20 protein-coding genes and 1 tRNA gene are annotated in these 18,179 nt (G+C 70.2%); 19 read left to right on the top strand and 2 right to left on the bottom strand.

What is annotated here, in order from left to right:
* Positions 1–2: 2 nt before the first annotated feature.
* The gene (locus P2F65_RS05515) at positions 3–1,307 is read right to left on the bottom strand and encodes an aminotransferase class I/II-fold pyridoxal phosphate-dependent enzyme (protein WP_275804960.1); all 1,305 of its coding nucleotides are present in this window, start codon (positions 1,305–1,307) and stop codon (positions 3–5) included.
* 215 nt (positions 1,308–1,522) lie between these two features.
* Between P2F65_RS05515 and P2F65_RS05510 the strand changes: the two genes are divergently transcribed.
* The 8 genes from P2F65_RS05510 (at position 1,523) to rplL (ending at position 6,451) form a co-directional block, all read left to right on the top strand.
* Positions 1,523–1,595 (top strand) — tRNA-Trp (locus P2F65_RS05510).
* Between the two features lie 42 nt (positions 1,596–1,637).
* Positions 1,638–1,907 (top strand): preprotein translocase subunit SecE, encoded by a 270-nt coding sequence (secE, locus tag P2F65_RS05505; protein WP_275804958.1) that lies wholly within the window; start codon positions 1,638–1,640, stop codon positions 1,905–1,907.
* 74 nt (positions 1,908–1,981) lie between these two features.
* Positions 1,982–2,776 (top strand): transcription termination/antitermination protein NusG, encoded by a 795-nt coding sequence (gene nusG / locus P2F65_RS05500; RefSeq protein ID WP_275804956.1) that lies wholly within the window; start codon positions 1,982–1,984, stop codon positions 2,774–2,776.
* A 65-nt stretch (positions 2,777–2,841) separates the two neighbouring features.
* A complete protein-coding gene (gene rplK / locus P2F65_RS05495) occupies positions 2,842–3,273 on the top strand; it encodes a 50S ribosomal protein L11 (RefSeq protein WP_275804954.1) in 432 nt (143 codons plus the stop codon).
* A 175-nt stretch (positions 3,274–3,448) separates the two neighbouring features.
* Positions 3,449–4,168, top strand: a complete 720-nt coding sequence (rplA, locus tag P2F65_RS05490) for a 50S ribosomal protein L1 (RefSeq protein ID WP_275804952.1) — start codon at positions 3,449–3,451, stop codon at positions 4,166–4,168.
* A gap of 328 nt (positions 4,169–4,496) precedes the next feature.
* A complete protein-coding gene (locus P2F65_RS05485; protein WP_275804950.1) occupies positions 4,497–5,078 on the top strand; it encodes a hypothetical protein in 582 nt (193 codons plus the stop codon).
* 272 nt (positions 5,079–5,350) lie between these two features.
* Positions 5,351–5,974 (top strand): 50S ribosomal protein L10, encoded by a 624-nt coding sequence (gene rplJ / locus P2F65_RS05480; protein WP_275804948.1) that lies wholly within the window; start codon positions 5,351–5,353, stop codon positions 5,972–5,974.
* Between the two features lie 87 nt (positions 5,975–6,061).
* Positions 6,062–6,451, top strand: a complete 390-nt coding sequence (rplL, locus tag P2F65_RS05475) for a 50S ribosomal protein L7/L12 (protein WP_275804946.1) — start codon at positions 6,062–6,064, stop codon at positions 6,449–6,451.
* A 99-nt stretch (positions 6,452–6,550) separates the two neighbouring features.
* Here rplL and P2F65_RS05470 read toward each other — a convergent pair whose 3' ends face one another.
* Entirely contained in the window at positions 6,551–7,090 is a 540-nt protein-coding gene (locus P2F65_RS05470) for an N-acetyltransferase (RefSeq protein ID WP_275804944.1), read from the bottom strand.
* Between the two features lie 106 nt (positions 7,091–7,196).
* Here P2F65_RS05470 and P2F65_RS05465 point away from each other — a divergent pair, with 106 nt between their 5' ends.
* The 11 genes from P2F65_RS05465 to P2F65_RS05415 are packed head-to-tail and all read left to right on the top strand — an operon-like array spanning position 7,197 to position 18,121.
* Entirely contained in the window at positions 7,197–8,198 is a 1,002-nt protein-coding gene (locus P2F65_RS05465; protein ID WP_275804942.1) for an ABC transporter ATP-binding protein, read from the top strand.
* A complete protein-coding gene (locus P2F65_RS05460; RefSeq protein ID WP_275804940.1) occupies positions 8,195–8,965 on the top strand; it encodes an ABC transporter permease in 771 nt (256 codons plus the stop codon). Before P2F65_RS05465 ends, P2F65_RS05460 begins: the two co-directional genes overlap by 4 nt.
* A gap of 31 nt (positions 8,966–8,996) precedes the next feature.
* Positions 8,997–9,824 (top strand): ABC transporter permease, encoded by an 828-nt coding sequence (locus P2F65_RS05455; RefSeq protein WP_275804938.1) that lies wholly within the window; start codon positions 8,997–8,999, stop codon positions 9,822–9,824.
* Between the two features lie 2 nt (positions 9,825–9,826).
* Positions 9,827–11,173, top strand: a complete 1,347-nt coding sequence (locus tag P2F65_RS05450) for an MCE family protein (protein ID WP_275804936.1) — start codon at positions 9,827–9,829, stop codon at positions 11,171–11,173.
* Positions 11,170–12,189, top strand: coding sequence for an MlaD family protein (locus P2F65_RS05445; RefSeq protein ID WP_275804934.1), 1,020 nt, complete (start codon positions 11,170–11,172; stop codon positions 12,187–12,189). The genes P2F65_RS05450 and P2F65_RS05445 overlap by 4 nt, the downstream gene beginning before the upstream one ends.
* Positions 12,186–13,160, top strand: coding sequence for an MCE family protein (locus P2F65_RS05440; protein WP_275804933.1), 975 nt, complete (start codon positions 12,186–12,188; stop codon positions 13,158–13,160). Before P2F65_RS05445 ends, P2F65_RS05440 begins: the two co-directional genes overlap by 4 nt.
* Before the next feature lies 1 nt (position 13,161).
* Complete coding sequence (locus tag P2F65_RS05435) at positions 13,162–14,274, top strand: MCE family protein (protein WP_275804931.1); 1,113 nt, start codon at positions 13,162–13,164, stop codon at positions 14,272–14,274.
* Positions 14,274–15,524, top strand: coding sequence for an MCE family protein (locus P2F65_RS05430; RefSeq protein ID WP_275804929.1), 1,251 nt, complete (start codon positions 14,274–14,276; stop codon positions 15,522–15,524). The genes P2F65_RS05435 and P2F65_RS05430 overlap by 1 nt, the downstream gene beginning before the upstream one ends.
* The gene (locus P2F65_RS05425) at positions 15,521–16,801 is read left to right on the top strand and encodes an MlaD family protein (protein ID WP_275804927.1); all 1,281 of its coding nucleotides are present in this window, start codon (positions 15,521–15,523) and stop codon (positions 16,799–16,801) included. Before P2F65_RS05430 ends, P2F65_RS05425 begins: the two co-directional genes overlap by 4 nt.
* Positions 16,798–17,433, top strand: coding sequence for a hypothetical protein (locus P2F65_RS05420; RefSeq protein WP_275804925.1), 636 nt, complete (start codon positions 16,798–16,800; stop codon positions 17,431–17,433). The genes P2F65_RS05425 and P2F65_RS05420 overlap by 4 nt, the downstream gene beginning before the upstream one ends.
* Positions 17,417–18,121, top strand: coding sequence for a hypothetical protein (locus P2F65_RS05415; RefSeq protein ID WP_275804923.1), 705 nt, complete (start codon positions 17,417–17,419; stop codon positions 18,119–18,121). Before P2F65_RS05420 ends, P2F65_RS05415 begins: the two co-directional genes overlap by 17 nt.
* The last annotated feature ends 58 nt before the right edge of the window (positions 18,122–18,179 follow it).

Below are 18,179 nucleotides of genomic sequence, written 5' to 3'. Positions count from 1 at the left end.
GCTCAGCCGCCCTGCCCCTGCGCCTCGGCCGCCGCGAGCAGCACGCAGGTCGCCACGGCCTCCATCGCCGTGGTGACCTCCTCGAGCACGGGGAAGGTCGGGGCCAGACGGATGTTGCGGTCGTCGGGGTCGTCGCCGTGGGGGAAGGACGCGCCGGCCGGGGTCAGCGCGATGCCGGCCTCCTTCGCGAGCTCCACGACGCGCGAGGCGGTGCCGTCCAGGACGTCGAGGCTGACGAAGTAGCCGCCCTTGGGCCGGGTCCAGCTCGCGATGCCGAGGCCGCCGAGCCGCTCGCTGAGCACCCGCTCCACCTCGGCGAACTTCGGCGCGATGATCTCGCGGTGCCGGGCCATGTGGTCGCGCACGCCCTGGGCCGAGCCGAAGAACTGGGCGTGACGCAGGTGGTTGACCTTGTCCGGGCCGATGGAACGCTTCGCGAGGTGGCCGAGGTGCCAGGCGACGTTCTCCGGTGAGGCCGCCAGGAAGGCGATGCCTGCGCCGGCATACGTGATCTTGGACGTCGACGCGAACACGACCGGGCGGTGCGGGTGGCCGGCGGCCGACGCCAGGCTGAGAACGTCGGCGCTCTTGGCCTCGTCGGCGGTCAGGTGGTGGAAGGCGTAGGCGTTGTCCCAGAAGATCTTGAAGTCGGGGGCCGCCGTCTCCATCGAGGCCAGGCGGGCGGCCACCTCCTGGGTGGTCACCGAGCCCGCCGGGTTGGCGTAGGTCGGCACGATCCACATGCCCTTGACGGTCGGGTCGTCGGCCACCAGACGTGCCACGGCCTCGGCGTCGGGCCCGTCGTGGCGCATCGGCACGGTGACCATGTCGATGCCGTGGTGCTCGAGCATCGCGAAGTGGCGGTCGTAGCCCGGCACGGGGCAGACGAAGGTGACCTTCTCCTCCTGCGACCACGGCCGGGGGGAGTCGACGCCGCCGTGCAGGAGCAGGTCGACGAGGCAGTCGTGCATGAGCGTCAGGCTGGAGTTGCCCGCGGCGACGAGCTGGGCGGGGTCGACCCGCAGCAGCTCGCCGAAGATGTCGCGCAGCTCGGCCAGCCCCTGCAGGCCGCCGTAGTTGCGCACGTCCGCGCCGCTCGCGTCCACGTGGCCGTGCGGGAGGGCGAGCAGCTCCTCGGCGAGGTCGAGCTGCGCCGGTGCCGGCTTGCCGCGGGTGAGGTCGAGCTTCAGGCCCCGCTCCTGCAGCGCGGCATACGCCGTGCGCTGTTCCTGGGCGAAGGCCTCGAGCTGGTCGGGGGCGAGCTCGGCGACGGGCGTGCGGCTGGCGGGTGCGGTCTGCTCGGTCACGCAGGCCATGCTCGCAGAGACGCCGGTATGCCGTGCGGTGCTGTCCGCAGCGCGGTCACCGCTCGCCGTGTCGGGCGAGTTCGCATCCGGGGGCGCCCGTCACGTATGCTTCTGCATCGGTTGACTCCGACCATGCTTCCGCCGTGCCCGCGAAGGGCGTGGGGAGGGAAGTCGGACCAGCCTCCCGGAACCGGTCACCCCTTGGCGGGTTCCGTAGGGCAGTGGCTCAATTGGTAGAGCACCGGTCTCCAAAACCGGCGGTTGGGGGTTCGAGTCCCTCCTGCCCTGCGACAACGACGAGCAGTACCCAGGCCAGCGAGAAGAGGAATCGTGACGGACGTGAGCGCGGAGACCCGCGACTCTGGTCGCGCCAGTCGCAAGAGCGACAAGCGCGGCAACCCGGTCTCCCGGTTCTTCCGCTCCCTGAGCCTGTTCGTCAGCCAGATCCTGGACGAGCTGCGCAAGGTCGTCCGGCCGACGCGCTCGGAGCTGGTGAACTACACGATCGTCGTGATCGTGTTCGTGGTGTTCATGATGGCCCTGGTGTCCGCGCTGGACTTCGCCTTCACCAAGCTCGTCCTGTGGGTCTTCGGCGGCTAGCCCTCGAGGGCTCCGCCGCCGCCCTCACGGGGCAGCAACCCCGGCGACACATTTCAAGGAAGTAGGTCATCAGCGTGTCCGACCAGTGGACCACCGAGAGCGACGACGTCGCCACCGGCACTGAGCAGCCCGTCGAGGACGTCGCGACCCCCGACACCGAGACCGACGCGCCCGTGGGCACCGAGGCCGACGAGACCACCGAGCCGGCTGCCGCGGCCGACGCGGCCCCCGTGGACGTCGACGAGGCCCCCGTGGACCCGGTCAAGGAGTTCAAGGACAAGCTCGCCAGCCAGTTCGGCGACTGGTACGTCATCCACTCCTACGCGGGCTACGAGAACCGGGTGAAGGCCAACCTCGAGAACCGCATCGCCTCCCTCAACATGGAGGACTACATCTTCCAGGCCGAGGTGCCGATGGAAGAGGTCACCGAGATCAAGAACGGCCAGAAGAAGCTGGTCCGTCGCGTCCGGATGCCCGGCTACGTCCTCGTCCGCATGGACCTGACCGACGAGTCGTGGGGCGCCGTGCGCCACACCCCGGGCGTGACCGGCTTCGTCGGCAACGCTCACCAGCCGGTGCCGCTGAGCCTCGACGAGGTCTTCACCATGCTCGCCCCCGCCGACCTCGGCGCCCCGGCTGCCGCCGGTGCGGGTGCCGCGGGTGGTCCCGCGGCCGGCAAGCCGCGCGAGACGGCCGTCGTCGACTTCGAGGTCGGCGAGTCCGTCACCGTCATGGAGGGGCCGTTCGAGACCCTCCCGGCGACGATCTCCGAGATCAACCCCGACACCCAGAAGCTCAAGGTTCTGGTCTCCATCTTCGGCCGGGAGACCCCGGTCGAGCTCTCGTTCAACCAGGTCGCCAAGATCTGACGAACGAGGCACTGCAACCGGGTCATCGCCCGTAGGCGTGGGCCCACAACCAGCGAAGGACAGCAATGCCCCCCAAGAAGAAGGTCTCCGGCTTCATCAAGCTGCAGATCCAGGCCGGTGCGGCCACCCCGGCCCCGCCCGTCGGCCCCGCCCTCGGTCAGCACGGCGTCAACATCATGGAGTTCGTCAAGGCGTACAACGCTGCGACGGAGTCCCAGCGCGGCAACGTCATCCCGGTGGAGATCACGGTCTACGAGGACCGCTCCTTCACCTTCATCACCAAGACGCCGCCGGCCGCTGAGCTGATCAAGAAGGCCGCAGGCGTGCAGAAGGGCTCCGGCGAGCCGCACAAGACCAAGGTCGCGAAGCTGAGCAGGGACCAGGTCCGCGAGATCGCCGAGCAGAAGATGCCCGACCTGAACGCCAACGACATCGACGGCGCCATGAAGATCATCGCCGGCACCGCCCGCCAGATGGGCATCGAGACCGAGGTCTGAGCACCGCCCTCACGCAGCAACTTCTGCTAGCAGAGGTTGCTGCCGCAAGGACAGGGTGCAACCTGTTCCCAGGGCAGCAACCTCTGCTGAGCAGGGTCGGGGACGTCCCCGACACCGTGGCAGGACCAGCGCTGGTCCGTTCACCACAACTCCACCACCACTCACAGGAGCACAAATGAAGCGCAGCAAGGCATACCGCGCCGCAGCCGAGAAGATCGACCCGGCCAAGGTCTACGCCCCCCTCGCGGCGGTGCGTCTGGCCAAGGAGACCTCCTCCACCAAGTACGACGCGACCGTCGAGGTCGCCATGCGCCTCGGCGTCGACCCGCGCAAGGCCGACCAGATGGTCCGCGGCACCGTCAACCTGCCGCACGGCACCGGCAAGACCGCCCGCGTCCTGGTCTTCGCCAACGGCGACAAGGCCGAGGCCGCCCGCGAGGCCGGCGCCGACTACGTCGGCTCCGACGACATGATCGAGAAGGTCTCCGGCGGCTGGCTCGACTTCGACGCCGTCGTCGCGACCCCCGACATGATGGGCAAGGTCGGCCGCCTCGGAAAGGTGCTCGGTCCCCGCGGCCTCATGCCGAACCCGAAGACCGGCACGGTCACCATGGACACCGCCAAGGCCGTCTCCGACATCAAGGGCGGCAAGATCGAGTTCCGCGTCGACAAGCACGCGAACCTCCACTTCATCATCGGCAAGGTCTCCTTCGACGAGAAGTCGCTCGTGGAGAACTACGCAGCCGCCCTCGAGGAGGTCCTGCGCCTGAAGCCCTCGGCGTCCAAGGGCCGCTACATCGAGAAGGCCACGATGACCACCACGATGGGCCCGGGCATCCCGCTGGACTCCTCCCGCACCCGCAACCTGCTGGTCGAGGACGAGGCCACCGCCTGACCCACGCCTGACGCCAGAGCCCGCCGCCCCGCCCGGGGTGGCGGGCTCTCGCGTTGCCGGACGGCGGGAACGGTGCAGTCCGGGTGGGACAAGATCGAGGGGGAGTCGTATGCCGTGCTGGGTGGACTGTGGGCTCTGGCCGTCACCGCGAACGGCCGCGACCACGGGCGTCCTCGTCGTTGTGCTGACCGCGTGTTCGACGCAGCAGCCGGGCCCGTCCACGGCTCCGTCCTCCTTCGCGCGTCCTTTGTCCCCCACGGTCAGCGGGCACCCCAGCCCTTCGCCGACGACCGCCACGCCGGCGTTCCGCGTCGGAGACGAGGTGCCGGTGGGTGAGGTCGTGGCGTTGATGCTGGGCGCGCTGGAGAACAAGACCGTCCGCATCTCCGTCTCCGGCGCCCGACCCCTGGTGTGCGACAGCTCCAGTTCCGATGACGCGTGGTCCTTTCCTTCCCCCGTCGCGGGGGTGAGGGAGGTCAGAATCATCGAGCAGACCGCCTATGTGCGGGAGGGCTCCGCCGGGCGCGCGGAGTGGACCGTCGTCGACCTCACGGACGACGCCCGGACACTCGAGACACGAGCCGCCGCCGAGGGCCTCAACCGGAGCCTGGAGCTGCTGAGGACTGACAGCAGGTGGAACGAGCGCATCTCCGCCATGGATCCGGCCGCGACCGTGCGGGTGGACGCCGTGACCAGCGATGGCTTCACCCTGACCGTCCCGACCGACCCGGAGAGCCAATGGGCCAAGGACTCCGGGTCCGAGCGGAAGTACGTACCGGCCTCGTGGGTGCTCGGGCGTGACGGTGCCCCACGTCACTACCGGGCCCCGGACGGCAGCAGGGTGTTCACCTTCCGCGTGGTCACAGACGCCATCGAGGCCCCATCCGCCGAGGGGGCCCAGTCGGGCTGAAGCGCACCGCAGGCAGGTGAGCCGGCCACTGGATTTGGAGCAAGCGCGCCTCGGCCCGTACCATCGACCCTGACCAGAGACCGCTCGGTTGTCGCGTGCCCACCAGGGTGCGAGACCGAAGGTCCCGCTCGAAGCGGGCAGCCAGCGCAGGCCACGTTCAACCGGATGCACCGGCTCCGCCGGATCGTATGCCGTGTGCCCCGTGCCCTGCGCCGGGGCTTTCTTCGTGTGGGCCCTCGCCGTGTGGTCGTTCATTACGGAAGGGAGGCCACATGGCAAAGGCTGACAAGGCTGCAGCCATCGCCGAGCTCACGGACAAGTTCCGGACCTCGGGCGCGGCCGTGCTGACCGAGTACCGCGGGCTTTCGGTGAAGCAGCTCACCGACCTGCGCAACTCGCTTCGCGGCAACGCGACCTTCGCCGTCGTGAAGAACACGCTGACCGAGCTCGCGGCGAAGGAGGCCGGAGTCACGGCCTTCGACGGCCAGCTCCAGGGCCCGTCCGCCATCGCCTTCGTCGAGGGCGACCCGGTCGAGGCTGCAAAGGGCCTGCGTGACTTCGCCAAGGCGAACCCCCTCCTCGTGATCAAGGGTGGCGTCCTCGACGGCAAGACCCTGACCGCCGAGGAGATCACGAAGCTCGCGGACCTCGAGTCCCGCGAGGTCCTCCTGGCCAAGCTGGCCGGTGCCCTGCAGGCGTCGCTCAGCCAGGCCGTCTACCTCTTCGCGGCTCCGCTGTCGCAGACGGCCCGTGTGGTCGACGCGCTGCGCGCCAAGGTCGAGGCAGAGGGTCCGGTTGCCGCCGCTCCCGCCGCCGAGGCTTCCGAGGAGACCACGGACGAGGCCCCCGCGGCCGAGGCCACCGCTGACGTCGCCGAGGGTGGCGACGAGAGCTGACGTCCGGGGGCGACCCCAGACCGACCGCTCGACCAACGAAAACCGCCACTCACGGCATACGAAGTAAGAACAGAAAGGACGCCCACCATGGCGAAGCTCTCCACCGACGAGCTCCTTGAGGCCTTCAAGGAGATGACCCTCATCGAGCTCTCCGAGTTCGTGAAGCAGTTCGAGGACACCTTCAACGTCACCGCTGCGGCCCCCGTTGCCGTCGCGGCCGCCGGCGCCCCCGCCGGGGGCGGCGAGGCCGCTGCCGCCGAGGAGCAGGACGAGTTCGATGTCATCCTGACCGCCGCCGGCGACAAGAAGATCCAGGTCATCAAGGAGGTCCGCGCGCTGACCTCCCTCGGCCTGAAGGAGGCCAAGGACCTCGTGGACGGCGCCCCCAAGCCCGTTCTCGAGAAGGTCGACAAGGCTGCCGCGGAGAAGGCCAAGGAGGCCCTCGAGGGCGCCGGGGCCACCGTCGAGCTCAAGTGATCTGAGCCCGCGACTGCGGGCGCCGAACACCGCGAGGGCGGGTCCGACCACACGGTCGGGCCCGCCTTTCGCATGCCCGGGGCGGCGCGGTCGCCGGGGTCAGAACCGGCTGAAGGGCGCGGCATACGCGAAGGTCCCGGTGAGCCCCGGGTCGTGTGCCGTGAGCGTGCGGGCCTGGAACAGGTCGCCCCACGCGCGTTCGGGTGAGCGGACCCCGATGTCGGAGGCCGGGCGGAAGCCGAAGCGCCGGTAGTAGCCCGGGTCGCCGAGCAGGGCCACGAGCGGCTCGTCAAGGGCATCGGCGGCGGCGAGCACCGCGTGCATCAGCGCCGAGCCGACCCCCCGACCCTGCTGGCGGGGGTCGACGCTGAGCGGGCCGAGGCTGAGTGCGGGGGCGCCGCCCACCGTGCCGCGAGTGCACACCACGTGCCCGACGACCGCGCCGTCCGCGTCCTCGGCGACGAGGGAGAGCTGCGGGACCCACCCCTCGTCCGCGCGGAGCCACGTCACGAGCGTGGCCTCGCCGGGCGCCCCGTCGGGCTCCACGGGGGGAGCGGAGTGCTCCGCGGTGGCGAAGGCCGCCGCCGTCACGGCGCGGATGGCCGGGATGTCCTGGGGTGTCTCACGCCGGATGATCACCGGCCCATCCTGCCGTGCGGCCGTAACCCCGGTGGGCGCTGGTCGTTGAGCAGCGCGAGACCGGGGCCCTCGCGGGCAACAAGGCACCATCACGACGAGGTGAGCAGTGGGCGTTGAGATCAGGGTCGAAGGCCTGACCAAGCGGTTCGGGTCGCAGACCATCTGGAACGACGTGACCCTCACCCTCCCCGCAGGGGAGATCTCGGTGATGCTCGGCCCGTCGGGCACGGGCAAGTCGGTGTTCCTCAAGACGCTGGTCGGCCTGCTGAAGCCGGACGCCGGCTCGATCTGGATCGAGGGCCAGGACCTCACTCGCCTGCGCGAGCACGACCTCTACGAGGTGCGCAAGCTCTTCGGCGTGCTCTTCCAGGACGGGGCGCTCTTCGGCTCGATGAACCTCTACGACAACATCGCCTTCCCGCTGCGCGAGCACACGCGCAAGAACGAGACCGAGGTCCGGCGGATCGTCTCGGAGAAGATCGAGCTCGTCGGCCTGCAGGGCGCCGAGGGCAAGCTGCCCGGCGAGATCTCCGGCGGAATGCGCAAGCGCGCCGGCCTCGCCCGTGCCCTCGTGCTCGACCCGGAGATCATCCTCTTCGACGAGCCGGACTCCGGCCTCGACCCGGTGCGCACGGCCTACCTGAACCAGCTCATCGTCGACCTCAACGCGCAGATCGAGGCGACCTTCCTCATCGTCACCCACGACATCAACACCGCCCGCACGGTGCCCGACAACATCGGCCTGCTCTACCACCGCCACCTGGCGATGTTCGGCCCGCGCGAGATGCTGCTCAGCTCCGAGGAGCCGGTGGTGCGCCAGTTCCTCAACGCCCAGCGGGTCGGACCGATCGGCATGTCCGAGGAGAAGGACGCCGACGAGCTCGCCGCGGAGTCGGGCCAGGAGCTGCCCCCGCTGCCGCCCATCGCCCTCCAGCTCGAGCCCAGCGACGGTTCGGTGCGGCGCACCGCCCGCCCCGCCGGGCAGTGGTGTCGCGAGAACGGTGTCACGCCGCCGCCCGGGTCCTTCCTGTCCGGCAGCGCCGGCGTCCCCGGCGTGCACTCCTCGTCCGTGGAGTCGCACGCCGAGCGCGAGGGAGTGCTGTCGTGAGCAACCTCGCGGTGGGGGCACTGCGCCAGAGCGGATCGCTGTTCGCGCTCGTGCTCGACGTCTTCCGGGCCCTGCCGAAGCGGCCGTTCCAGACCAAGGAGTTCATCCAGCAGTGCTGGTTCATCGCCTCGGTCACCATCGTGCCGACCGCGCTCGTCTCGATCCCGTTCGGCGCGGTCATCGCCCTCCAGCTCGGCACCCTCACCCGTCAGCTCGGCGCCCAGTCGTTCACGGGGGCGGCCAGCGTGCTGGCCGTCATCCGTGAGGCATCGCCGATCGTCACCGCGCTGCTCATCGCCGGCGCCGGTGGCTCGGCCATCTGCGCCGACCTCGGCTCGCGCAAGATCCGCGAGGAGATCGACGCGATGGAAGTGCTCGGCATCAGTCCGATCCAGCGCCTCGTGGTGCCACGGGTGCTGGCCGCCATGCTCGTCTCGCTGCTCCTCAACGGGCTGGTGTCCGTCGTCGGCGTCGCAGGCGGCTACTTCTTCAACGTCATCATCCAGGGCGGCACCCCGGGCGCCTACATCGCCTCGTTCACGGCCCTGGCCCAGCTCGCCGACCTGTGGACGAGCGAGATCAAGGCCGTGATCTTCGGCTTCATCGCCGCGGTCGTCGCCTCCTACAAGGGCCTGACGGCCGGCGGCGGCCCCAAGGGCGTCGGCGACGCGGTGAACCAGAGCGTGGTCATCACTTTCATGTTCCTGTTCGTCGTCAACTTCGTCGTCAGCGCCATCTACTTCCAAGTCGTCCCGCAGAAGATCTGAGGCGGGCGACGACGATGAACAGAGAACCGCGATGAGCAGAGCAACGGACCTCGCCCACCGCCCGGTGGAGGCCCTCGACAGCCTCGGCGAGCAGATGCGCTTCTACGTGCGCTCGCTCGCCTGGAGCGGGCGCACCCTCCGCCGCTACAAGAAGGAGGTCGTCCGGCTGCTGGCGGAGGTCTCCCTGGGCTCCGGGGCCCTGTCGGTCATCGGAGGCACCGTCGGCGTCATCGCCTTCCTCGCCTTCTTCACCGGGAGCCAGGTCGGACTGCAGGGCTACTCCTCCCTCAACCAGCTCGGCACCGGCGCCTTCACCGGCTTCATCTCCGCCTACCTCAACACCCGCGAGATCGCCCCGCTCGTGGCGGGCCTGGCCCTCGCGGCGACCGTCGGGTGCGGCTTCACCGCCCAGCTCGGGGCCATGCGGATCTCCGAGGAGGTCGACGCGCTCGAGGTCATGGGCATCCCGTCGCTGCCGTTCCTGGTGACCACCCGGATGATCGCCGGCTTCATCGCGGTGATCCCCCTCTACGTCCTGGGCCTGCTGTCCTCCTACGGCGCGACCCGGTTCATCGTCACCGAGTACTTCGGGCAGTCCAAGGGCACCTACGACCACTACTTCCACCTGTTCCTGCCGCCGATCGACGTCCTCTACTCCTTCCTAAAGGTCATGGTCTTCGCGGTCGTGATCATCTTGATCCACTGCTACTACGGCTACACCGCCTCGGGCGGGCCGGCCGGTGTGGGCGTGGCCGTGGGCAAGGCGGTGCGCACGTCGATCGTGGCCATCAACATCGTCGACTTCTTCTTCTCCCTGGCCGTCTGGGGTGCGTCGACCACGGTGAGGATCGCGGGTTAGCCATGACGCAGACCAATGCCACCAATGTCGGACCCGCCCGGGGCTTCATCTCCAGGCTGGGCGACCGTGCCTACGGCGTCGCCTTCCTCGTGGTCGTCGCCTCGCTCATCGGGCTGTCCGTCGCCTCGTTCCAGAAGGTCTTCACCGACGTGGTGATGGTGTCCCTGGAGACCGACCGGATCGGGTCGCAGCTGCAGGAGTCCAGCGACGTCAAGCTGCGCGGCCTGATCGTCGGGGAGGTGCGCCGCATCGAGACCACCGGGGACGGCGCCCGGCTGGCCCTGGCGCTGAAGCCGGAGATGGTGTCGCAGATCCCGGCGGACGTCTCGGCGCGGCTGCTGCCCAAGACGCTGTTCGGGGAGCGGTACGTCGACCTCGTGGCGCCGCCGGCCGGGACGGCGGGACGCGCGATCCGTGCCGGGGACGTGATCGGACAGGACCGCACGAGCGTGGCGATCGAGCTCGAGCGCGTGTTCGAGGACCTGCTGCCGCTGCTGCGTGCGGTCCAGCCGGAGAAGCTGGCCGCGACGCTGAACGCGCTGGCCACCACGCTCGACGGCCGGGGCACCCGGCTGGGGCAGAACCTGGTGCTGGTGGACCGCTACTTCAAGGAGCTCAACCCGCACATGCCGGCGCTGCAGGCCGACATCTCGGGGCTGGCAGACCTGGCGAGCACGTATGCCGTGGCGGCACCCGAGCTGGTCCGCGCGGCCAGGGCGCTGGTGACGACCAACACGACGATCGTGCAGAAGCAGGACTCCCTCAAGGGCTTCTTCGCCGGGACGGCGGGGTTCGCGAACACCACGGCGCGGTTCCTGGAGCGCAACGGTGACCGCGTCATCCAGGCCGGTCGCGTCGGCCGCCCGAGCCTGGCCCTGTTCGCCAAGTACTCGCCGCAGTACCCCTGCATGGCGACGGCGCTGACCAACTGGCTCCCCAACATCGACGGGGCGTGGAAGAACGAGCAGTTCCACATCACCTTGGAGGTCACCCCCCAGCGGCCGGGCTACAAGCCGGGGGAGGAGCCCGCCTGGGGCGAGAAGCGCGGCCCCAACTGCTACGGCCTGCCCGACCGCCACGGCAGCCAGGCCAACCCCCGCCCCGGCATCACGTTCGACGACGGCACCAACGGGGCCTCGAGCAACGGCGCCGGAAGCGCCCTGCCGTCGGCGTTCACCACCGAGAAGGCGGTGGGCATCGCCGAGGCCGACTCCGGTCTCGCCGGTACGGAGGAGGAACAGAAGGTCGTGGCCGCCCTGCTGTCGCGCGACGGGTCCGCGCACCCGTCTGCCATCACGACCCTGCTGGCCGGCCCGATGCTGCGTGGAACGGTGGTGAGCCAGCGATGAAGACCTCGTCCAGCCTGGTCAAGCTGATCCTCTTCGCGCTGACCACCCTCCTGGCTACCGGCACCCTGGCGGCCACGATCGCCAACGTGCAGCTCGGCGACAAGGCGACCTACAAGGCCGTCTTCGAGGACGTCACCGGTGTGGCCGCCGGCCAGGAGGTCCGCATCGCGGGCGTGCGCGTCGGCGAGATCGAGAAGGTGTCGGTGCACCGCGACCGCACCAACGCTCTCGTCGAGTTCTCCGTCGCCAAGTCCAGCGTCCTGACGCAGGGCACCCACGCCACCATCAAGTACCGGAACCTCGTCGGCGAGCGCTACCTGGCGCTGACGCAGGGAGTGGGGGACTCCGCCGCCCTCAAGGACGGCGCGACGATCGGCCTCGACCGCACCCAGTCGGCACTCGACCTGACCGTGCTGTTCAACGGCTTCAAGCCGCTGTTCGCCGCGCTCTCGCCCAAGGACGTCAACGAGCTGTCCGGGCAGATCATCTCGGTGCTCCAGGGCGAGGGCGGCAACATCAACTCGCTGCTGGCCAAGACGGCCTCGCTCACCTCGACCCTGGCCGACCGCGACGCCGTCATCGGCCGGACCATCGGCAACCTCAACGCCGTGCTCGCCACGGTCGACGAGCACGACGCGGCGCTCAAGCAGCTCATCGACCAGCTCCAGCGCTTCGTCTCCGGCCTGGCCCAGGACCGCAAGACGATCGGGGCCTCGCTCGAGAACATCAACTCCCTGACCGCCGAGACGGCCGACCTGCTCAAGGTCACCCGGCCCGCGATCAAGGCCGACATCGCCCACCTGCGCAGGCTCTCGACCACGCTCAACAAGCCGAAGAACACTGCGACCTTCGAGAAGTTCCTCTCGACGTCGCCCGAGAAGATCACGCAGATCACCCGCACGGCGACCTACGGCTCGTGGTTCAACTTCTATCTGTGCCGCTTCGACGGCACCGTGAAGCTGCCCACCGGCCCGGTCTCCCCGTCGTATGCCGTGACTGCAGCGAGGTGCTCATGAGCGTCCCCTTCCGTGAGCGCAACCCCGTCCCGATCGGGGCGGCCGGCCTGCTGGTGATCGCCGTGCTGCTGGCGCTGGCGTTCAACGTGCAGAGCCTGCCCCTGATCGGTGGCGGCGACACCTACCGCGCGGCCTTCAGCGAGGCCGGCGGCCTCATCGAGGGAGACGACGTGCGGATCGCCGGCGTCAAGGTCGGCAAGGTCGAGGCCGTCGACCTGGCCGGTGACCACGTCCGCGTCGACTTCCGCATCACCGAGGACGTGGCCTTCGGCCCCCAGACCGCCGCGTCGGTGCGCATGAAGACGCTGCTCGGGCAGAAGTACCTCTCGCTGGAGCCCGCCGGCGGGGGCCAGATGAGGGCGGGCTCCGAGATCCCGCTCGAGCGCACCGTCTCCTCCTACGACATCGTCAACGCCTTCACCGACCTGGCCCAGACCGCCGAGCGCATCGACACCGACCAACTCGCGACCTCGCTCGACGTCATGGCCACCGAGTTCAAGGACAGCCCACCGCACGTGCGGGCGGCGCTCGACGGGCTCACCCGCCTCTCGCGCACCATCGCCTCCCGCGACGCCGAGCTGAAGCGGCTGCTGTCGGCCGCCAACTCGGTGACCGGCACCGTCGCCGAGCGCAACAAGGCACTGGAGACCCTCATCAAGGACGCCGACCTGCTCATGGAAGAGCTCAACGCCCGCCGCGACGCCATCCACACGCTGTTCACCAACACCTCGGCGATGGCCCAGCAGGTGACGGCGCTGGTGCGTGAGAACCGGGCGGAGCTCAAGCCCGCCCTCGACCAGCTGACGAAGGTGCTCGCGGTGCTGCAGAAGCACGAGAAGGACCTGAACGACACGATCGCCGCGATGGCGCCGTTCACCCGGCTGTTCTCCAACGTGCTGGGCACCGGCCGGTGGTTCGACACCTACATCGCCAACCTCACGGCGCCGGTCGGCGCCCCGGGGGTGAAGTGACATGCGCATCGGGCTCATCCCCAAGGTCGTCGCGGCCCTCGTGGTGGTCGCGGTCGTGGCCGGCGCCTACGCCTTCTGGCCGCGCAACGACCGGGTCCGCGTCACCGGGGAGTTCACCCGGGCGGTCGGGCTCTTCCCGGGCTCGGACGTGCGGGTCCTCGGCGTCGAGGTCGGCGAGGTGACCGAGGTCGTGCCGAAGGGCGACAAGGTCCTGGTCAGCTTCGAGTTCGACCGCAAGTACTCCGTGCCGGCGGACGCCAAGGCGGCCGTGGTGGCGCCCTCGCTGGTGAGTGACCGCTACGTGCAGCTGTTCCCTGCCTACAAGGGCGGCCCGAAGATGGCCGACGGCGCCCACATCGGCGCTGACCGCACGGCCGTCCCCGTCGAGCTCGACCGCATCTCGCAGAGCCTCGACGACCTGCTCGTCGCCCTCGGTCCGCAGGGGGCCAACAAGGACGGCTCGTTCTCGCGGCTGCTCGACACCGGGGCGAGGAACCTCGACGGGCAGGGACAGCAGCTCCACGACATGAACCGCGACCTCTCCCAGGCCCTCGCGACCCTCAGCGGCGGCCGGAACGACTTCTTCGGCACGGTCAAGAACCTCCAGACCCTCACCTCGATGCTCGCCACCAACGACCAGCAGGTGCGCCGGCTCAACAAGGACCTCGCGACGGTGTCCACCCAGCTCGACGGTGAGCGCGACGACCTCTCCGCCGCGCTGAAGAACCTGGCCATCGCACTCAACGAGGTGTCCACCTTCGTGAAGGACAACCGCACCGGCGTCAAGACCAACGTCGACCAGCTCGCGGCCGTCACCGGAACGGTCGCCAAGCAGCGCGACGCCCTCGCCGAGACACTCACCAACGCGCCCGTCGCCATCAGCAACCTGCAGAACGCCTACAACCCCAAGACCGGCACGCTCGACACCAGGTCCAACATGGAGCAGTTCGACGATCCCGCCCTGCTGCTGTGCTCCCTGGTCACCGGGCCGACCGGCACCGGCAACACCGACCTGTGCCGCGACATCGACACCACGCTCGCCCCGGTGAGCCAGTCGCTGCAGATGCGCGGCGCCGACCCGACGCTGGGCGGACTGCTGGGAGGGACGCACTGATGAGCACCACGCCCACCACCGCAGACCGGATGCCGGGTGCGCGGCTGCGCCGGACGGCCGCCGCCCTCGTGGCGGCCGGGACCGCAGCGGCCCTCGGGGGCTGCCAGGGCGCCTACGACCTGCCGCTGCCCGGTGGCGCTGCCGCCCGCGGCGACGTCTACCGGATCACGGCCGAGTTCGCCGACGTGCTCGACCTCGTGCCGCAGTCCTCGGTGAAGGTCGACCAGGTGACCGTCGGCGCGGTCGAGGAGATCGAGCTGAACGGCTGGACCGCCAGGGTCACCCTGCGGCTGCCGAAGACCGTGAAGCTGCCCGACAACGCGACGGCCGAGATCAGGCAGACCTCGCTGCTGGGCGAGAAGTACATCGAGCTGGCGCCCCCGGCCTCGGCGAAGGCGGTCGGCGAGCTGGGGGAGGGGGACAACATCGTGCTGGACCGCACGAGCCGCAACCCCGAGGTCGAGGAGGTCCTCAGCGCCATGTCGCTGCTGCTCAACGGTGGCGGCGTCGCCCAGCTGAAGGTCATCGAGGCCGAGCTCAACAACGCGCTGCGCGGCAACAACCAGGAAATCAAGGACCTCATCGGGCAGCTCGACACCTTCGTCGGGGGCCTGGAGGAGCAGAAGAGCGAGATCGTGCGGGCCATCGACGGGATCGACCGGCTCTCGGCCCGCCTGGCGGCCCAGAAGCAGGACATCGCCCGGGCCATCGAGGCCATGCCGGGTGGGTTGAAGGTGCTCGCCGACCAACGCAAGCAGCTCGTCGAGATGCTGACCGCCCTCGAGCGGCTCGGTGCGGTCGGGACCGACGTGGTCCAGCAGTCCAAGGCCGACACCCGGGCCAACCTCGAGGCGCTCGCGCCCATCCTGGCCGAGCTGAACAAGGCGGGCGACGACCTTCCGGCGTCGATGCAGCTGCTGCTGACCTACCCCTTCTCGGACGGCACCCTGGCCGCGATGAAGGGCGACTACACCAACCTGCGCGTCACAGCCGACCTCGACATGCGCAACCTCTCCGGCAACCTCGGCATCCCGACCGCTCCGCCGACCGGAGGCGAGCCCGGGCTGCCCGACGTGCCGCTGCCCGACGTACCGGACCTGCCGCTGCCGGGGCAGACCCCCGACCCGACCTCGCCGGGCGGTGGAGGCGGCGTGTGCGTGCCGGGGGTCACGTGCCTGGGGTCGGCCGGGTCCGGCAGCTCGTCCTCGGACGGCTCGTGGCGCTCGCTGTACACCGGAGGTGAGGCATGATCCGCCGCTCGGTGAAGGTGCAGCTCATCGCCTTCCTGCTCATCACGCTGGTCACCGTCTCGGTGCTGTCCGCCCGCTACGTGGGTCTCTACGACCGCGTGGTCGGAGGTCAGTACCTCGTCTCCGCGGACTTCGCCGAGTCCGGCGGGATCTTCGTGGGCTCCGAGGTCTCCTACCGCGGCGTCCAGGTGGGCCGGGTCGAGCGACTGCGGCTCGGCAAGGACGGCGTCATCGTCGACGCCCGGATCCGCCGGGGCGTCCAGATCCCCAAGGACACCGTCGCCGTGGTCGAGAACCGCTCGGCCGTCGGGGAGCAGTACCTCGACTTCCAGCCACGCTCGCAGGGCGGGAAGAGCCTCGAGGACGGCGACACCATCGCGCGCGAGGACACCCGCACCCCGGTGCGCGTGGACAACCTCCTGCTGCACCTCGACGGGACGGTGCGATCGGTCGACCGTGACGACCTCAGGACCGTGGTCGACGAGCTCGGCAAGGCCTTCGCCGATGGCGGCACCGACCTGCAGCGGATGCTCGACAGCGGCGACGCCCTGACCCGCGCCGCGACCGAGGCCCTGCCCGAGACGGTCAAGCTCATCGAGGACGGGCGCATCGTGCTCGACACCCAGCGCGACACCTCCGGGCAGATCAAGACCTTCGCCACGAACTTCGCGAACCTCTCCGAGACCCTCAAGGCCTCGGACGCCGACCTGCGGATGGTGCTCGACCGGGGGGCCGTGGCCTCACGCGAGCTCGACGGCCTCATCCGCGAGAACCAGTCGAGCCTCGCGGCGCTGCTGGCCAACCTCATCACCGTCGGCCAGGTCACGACCGCCCGGGTCGACGGCATCGAGCAGCTGCTCGTCACCTACCCGGACGTGATCGCCGGTGGCTACACGGTGGTGCCGGGCGACGGCACCGCCCACTTCGGGCTGGTGCTCTCGCACGACCCCGTGGTCTGCAAGCAGGGCTACGAGGGGACCAAGCGCACCGACCCTGCGCGCACGACGGGCCTTCCCCCGGTCAACACCGGCGCCCGCTGCTCCCTCCCTCGGGGCTCGTCCAGCAACGTGCGCGGAGCGCAGAACGCGCCCGGCCCCTCCGGGGCGAGGTCATCGAACTCCTCGGTTCCACTGGCAATCGCCGGCCAGCCCGTATCCCCGGGCGCCTCGGCCTCGTTGGGCACGGCAGCACCCGATGTCTCGGTGCCCCTCCCACCGACGGGAGGTGGACAGACCGAGCCGTCGTGGCTGTGGATGATGAAGGAGGCTGCTCGATGAGCACGATCACCACCCAGGCCGGGAGGGCGGTGAAGGCCACGGTTCCCGCGAGGCTCCTCAGGGGCAGGACGGGACCGGCGGCCGACGCAACGGACAGGGCCGACACGGCCGAGACCACCACGCAGCAGGCAGCCGGGCCACGGTCCGCCCGCCTCACCCCGCGGGGACTCTGGGGCCTCGTGGCGCTGGTCCTCGTCGCGGCCCTCGCCGTGGGGGCCACCGTGGGACGCGAGGCCTGGACGGCGCACCAGACGCAGCAGGCCCGCGCCGAGGCTGTCGCCGCGGGGCGACAGCTGGCGGTCAACTTCGTGACCGTCGACCACCAGCACGTCGACCGCGACACCGCCCGGGTGCGCGCAGGGGCGACCGGCACGTTCCTCGAGAGCTACAGCAGCTCGATCGAGGAGCTGAAGAAGGTGCTGGTGCAGAACAAGACGGTCTCACGGGCCGAGCGCACCGAGGCCGCCCTGGTCTCCGGCGACCTCGACTCCGCCGTGGTGCTGGTCGGCGTGGTCGCCCCGACGCAGAACGCGTCGGTCCCCGATGGCGAGAAGAAGACCTACCGCATGCGCCTGCAGCTGCGGAAGGTGAGCGACGCGTGGAAGGTGGAGAACCTTGAGTTCGTCGGGTGACAACGTGGCCAGGAACGGCACGCGCCAGCGTCCCCGTGTCGCCGGGCAGCGCTCGCGGACGCGTCCGCAGGGGCAGCGGGCCCACGGCATACCGCCACTGCCGCACGCCCGGCCGGAGCGCACCGAGGGTGTCGCACCCGCGGTCCCCGTGCGTGAGCCGGCCGCCGCGGCGAAGCCCGCGGCGGCTGCGGCCCCGAAGGCTCAGGCGAGCCGACCCCGCCGGCTGCTGGCACCGCTCCTCGGCCTCGGCGTGGCGGCGGCCCTGCTCGCGGGGTCGACGGGCCTCGCGCTGAGCGATCCCTCGGGCCAGGAGGCACAGACGCGGGCGGCCACCAGCACGGCCCGCACGTCGATCGAGCAGATGCTCAGCTACAACTACAAGAGCATCGATGCGCAGGCGGCCCGGATCGAGGGCCTGCTGACCGGCTCCTTCAAGGAGGAGTTCGCGCAGGCCATGGACAAGGACATCAAGCCACTGGCGGTCAAGAACAAGACCGTCGTGCAGGCCCGGGTGTCCGACGTCGGCGTCATGGAGCAGGCCGAGGGCCGCGTGAAGGTGCTCGCCTTCGTCAACCAGGCCACGGTCGGCGCCGACGCCGCGCAGCCCGCGGTCGACCAGAACCGGGTCATCGCGACCCTCACGCGGGTGGGCGAGCGGTGGCTGATCTCGGACGTCCAGGCGTTCTGAGCGGCCCCGGAGCGGTGCTCTGGACCCCGGTGCGGCACGCCGCGCCGGGGTTCGGCCT

The organism is Knoellia sp. p5-6-4, from assembly GCF_029222705.1.
GTDB lineage: Bacteria > Actinomycetota > Actinomycetes > Actinomycetales > Dermatophilaceae > Pedococcus_A.
This window is presented reverse-complemented; position numbering and strand designations above follow the sequence as displayed.

What these genes read in the sequence shown, in the direction of transcription:
- rplK (WP_275804954.1), top strand. Translation starts at nt 2,842, where the DNA reads ATGCCCCCCAAGAAGAAGGTCTCCGGCTTCATCAAGCTGCAGATCCAG.
- rplA (WP_275804952.1), top strand. Translation starts at nt 3,449, where the DNA reads ATGAAGCGCAGCAAGGCATACCGCGCCGCAGCCGAGAAGATCGACCCG.
- rplJ (WP_275804948.1), top strand. Translation starts at nt 5,351, where the DNA reads ATGGCAAAGGCTGACAAGGCTGCAGCCATCGCCGAGCTCACGGACAAG.
- rplL (WP_275804946.1), top strand. Translation starts at nt 6,062, where the DNA reads ATGGCGAAGCTCTCCACCGACGAGCTCCTTGAGGCCTTCAAGGAGATG.
- P2F65_RS05455 (WP_275804938.1), top strand. Translation starts at nt 8,997, where the DNA reads ATGAGCAGAGCAACGGACCTCGCCCACCGCCCGGTGGAGGCCCTCGAC.
- P2F65_RS05450 (WP_275804936.1), top strand. Translation starts at nt 9,827, where the DNA reads ATGACGCAGACCAATGCCACCAATGTCGGACCCGCCCGGGGCTTCATC.
- P2F65_RS05445 (WP_275804934.1), top strand. Translation starts at nt 11,170, where the DNA reads ATGAAGACCTCGTCCAGCCTGGTCAAGCTGATCCTCTTCGCGCTGACC.
- P2F65_RS05440 (WP_275804933.1), top strand. Translation starts at nt 12,186, where the DNA reads ATGAGCGTCCCCTTCCGTGAGCGCAACCCCGTCCCGATCGGGGCGGCC.
- P2F65_RS05435 (WP_275804931.1), top strand. Translation starts at nt 13,162, where the DNA reads ATGCGCATCGGGCTCATCCCCAAGGTCGTCGCGGCCCTCGTGGTGGTC.
- P2F65_RS05430 (WP_275804929.1), top strand. Translation starts at nt 14,274, where the DNA reads ATGAGCACCACGCCCACCACCGCAGACCGGATGCCGGGTGCGCGGCTG.
- P2F65_RS05425 (WP_275804927.1), top strand. Translation starts at nt 15,521, where the DNA reads ATGATCCGCCGCTCGGTGAAGGTGCAGCTCATCGCCTTCCTGCTCATC.
- P2F65_RS05420 (WP_275804925.1), top strand. Translation starts at nt 16,798, where the DNA reads ATGAGCACGATCACCACCCAGGCCGGGAGGGCGGTGAAGGCCACGGTT.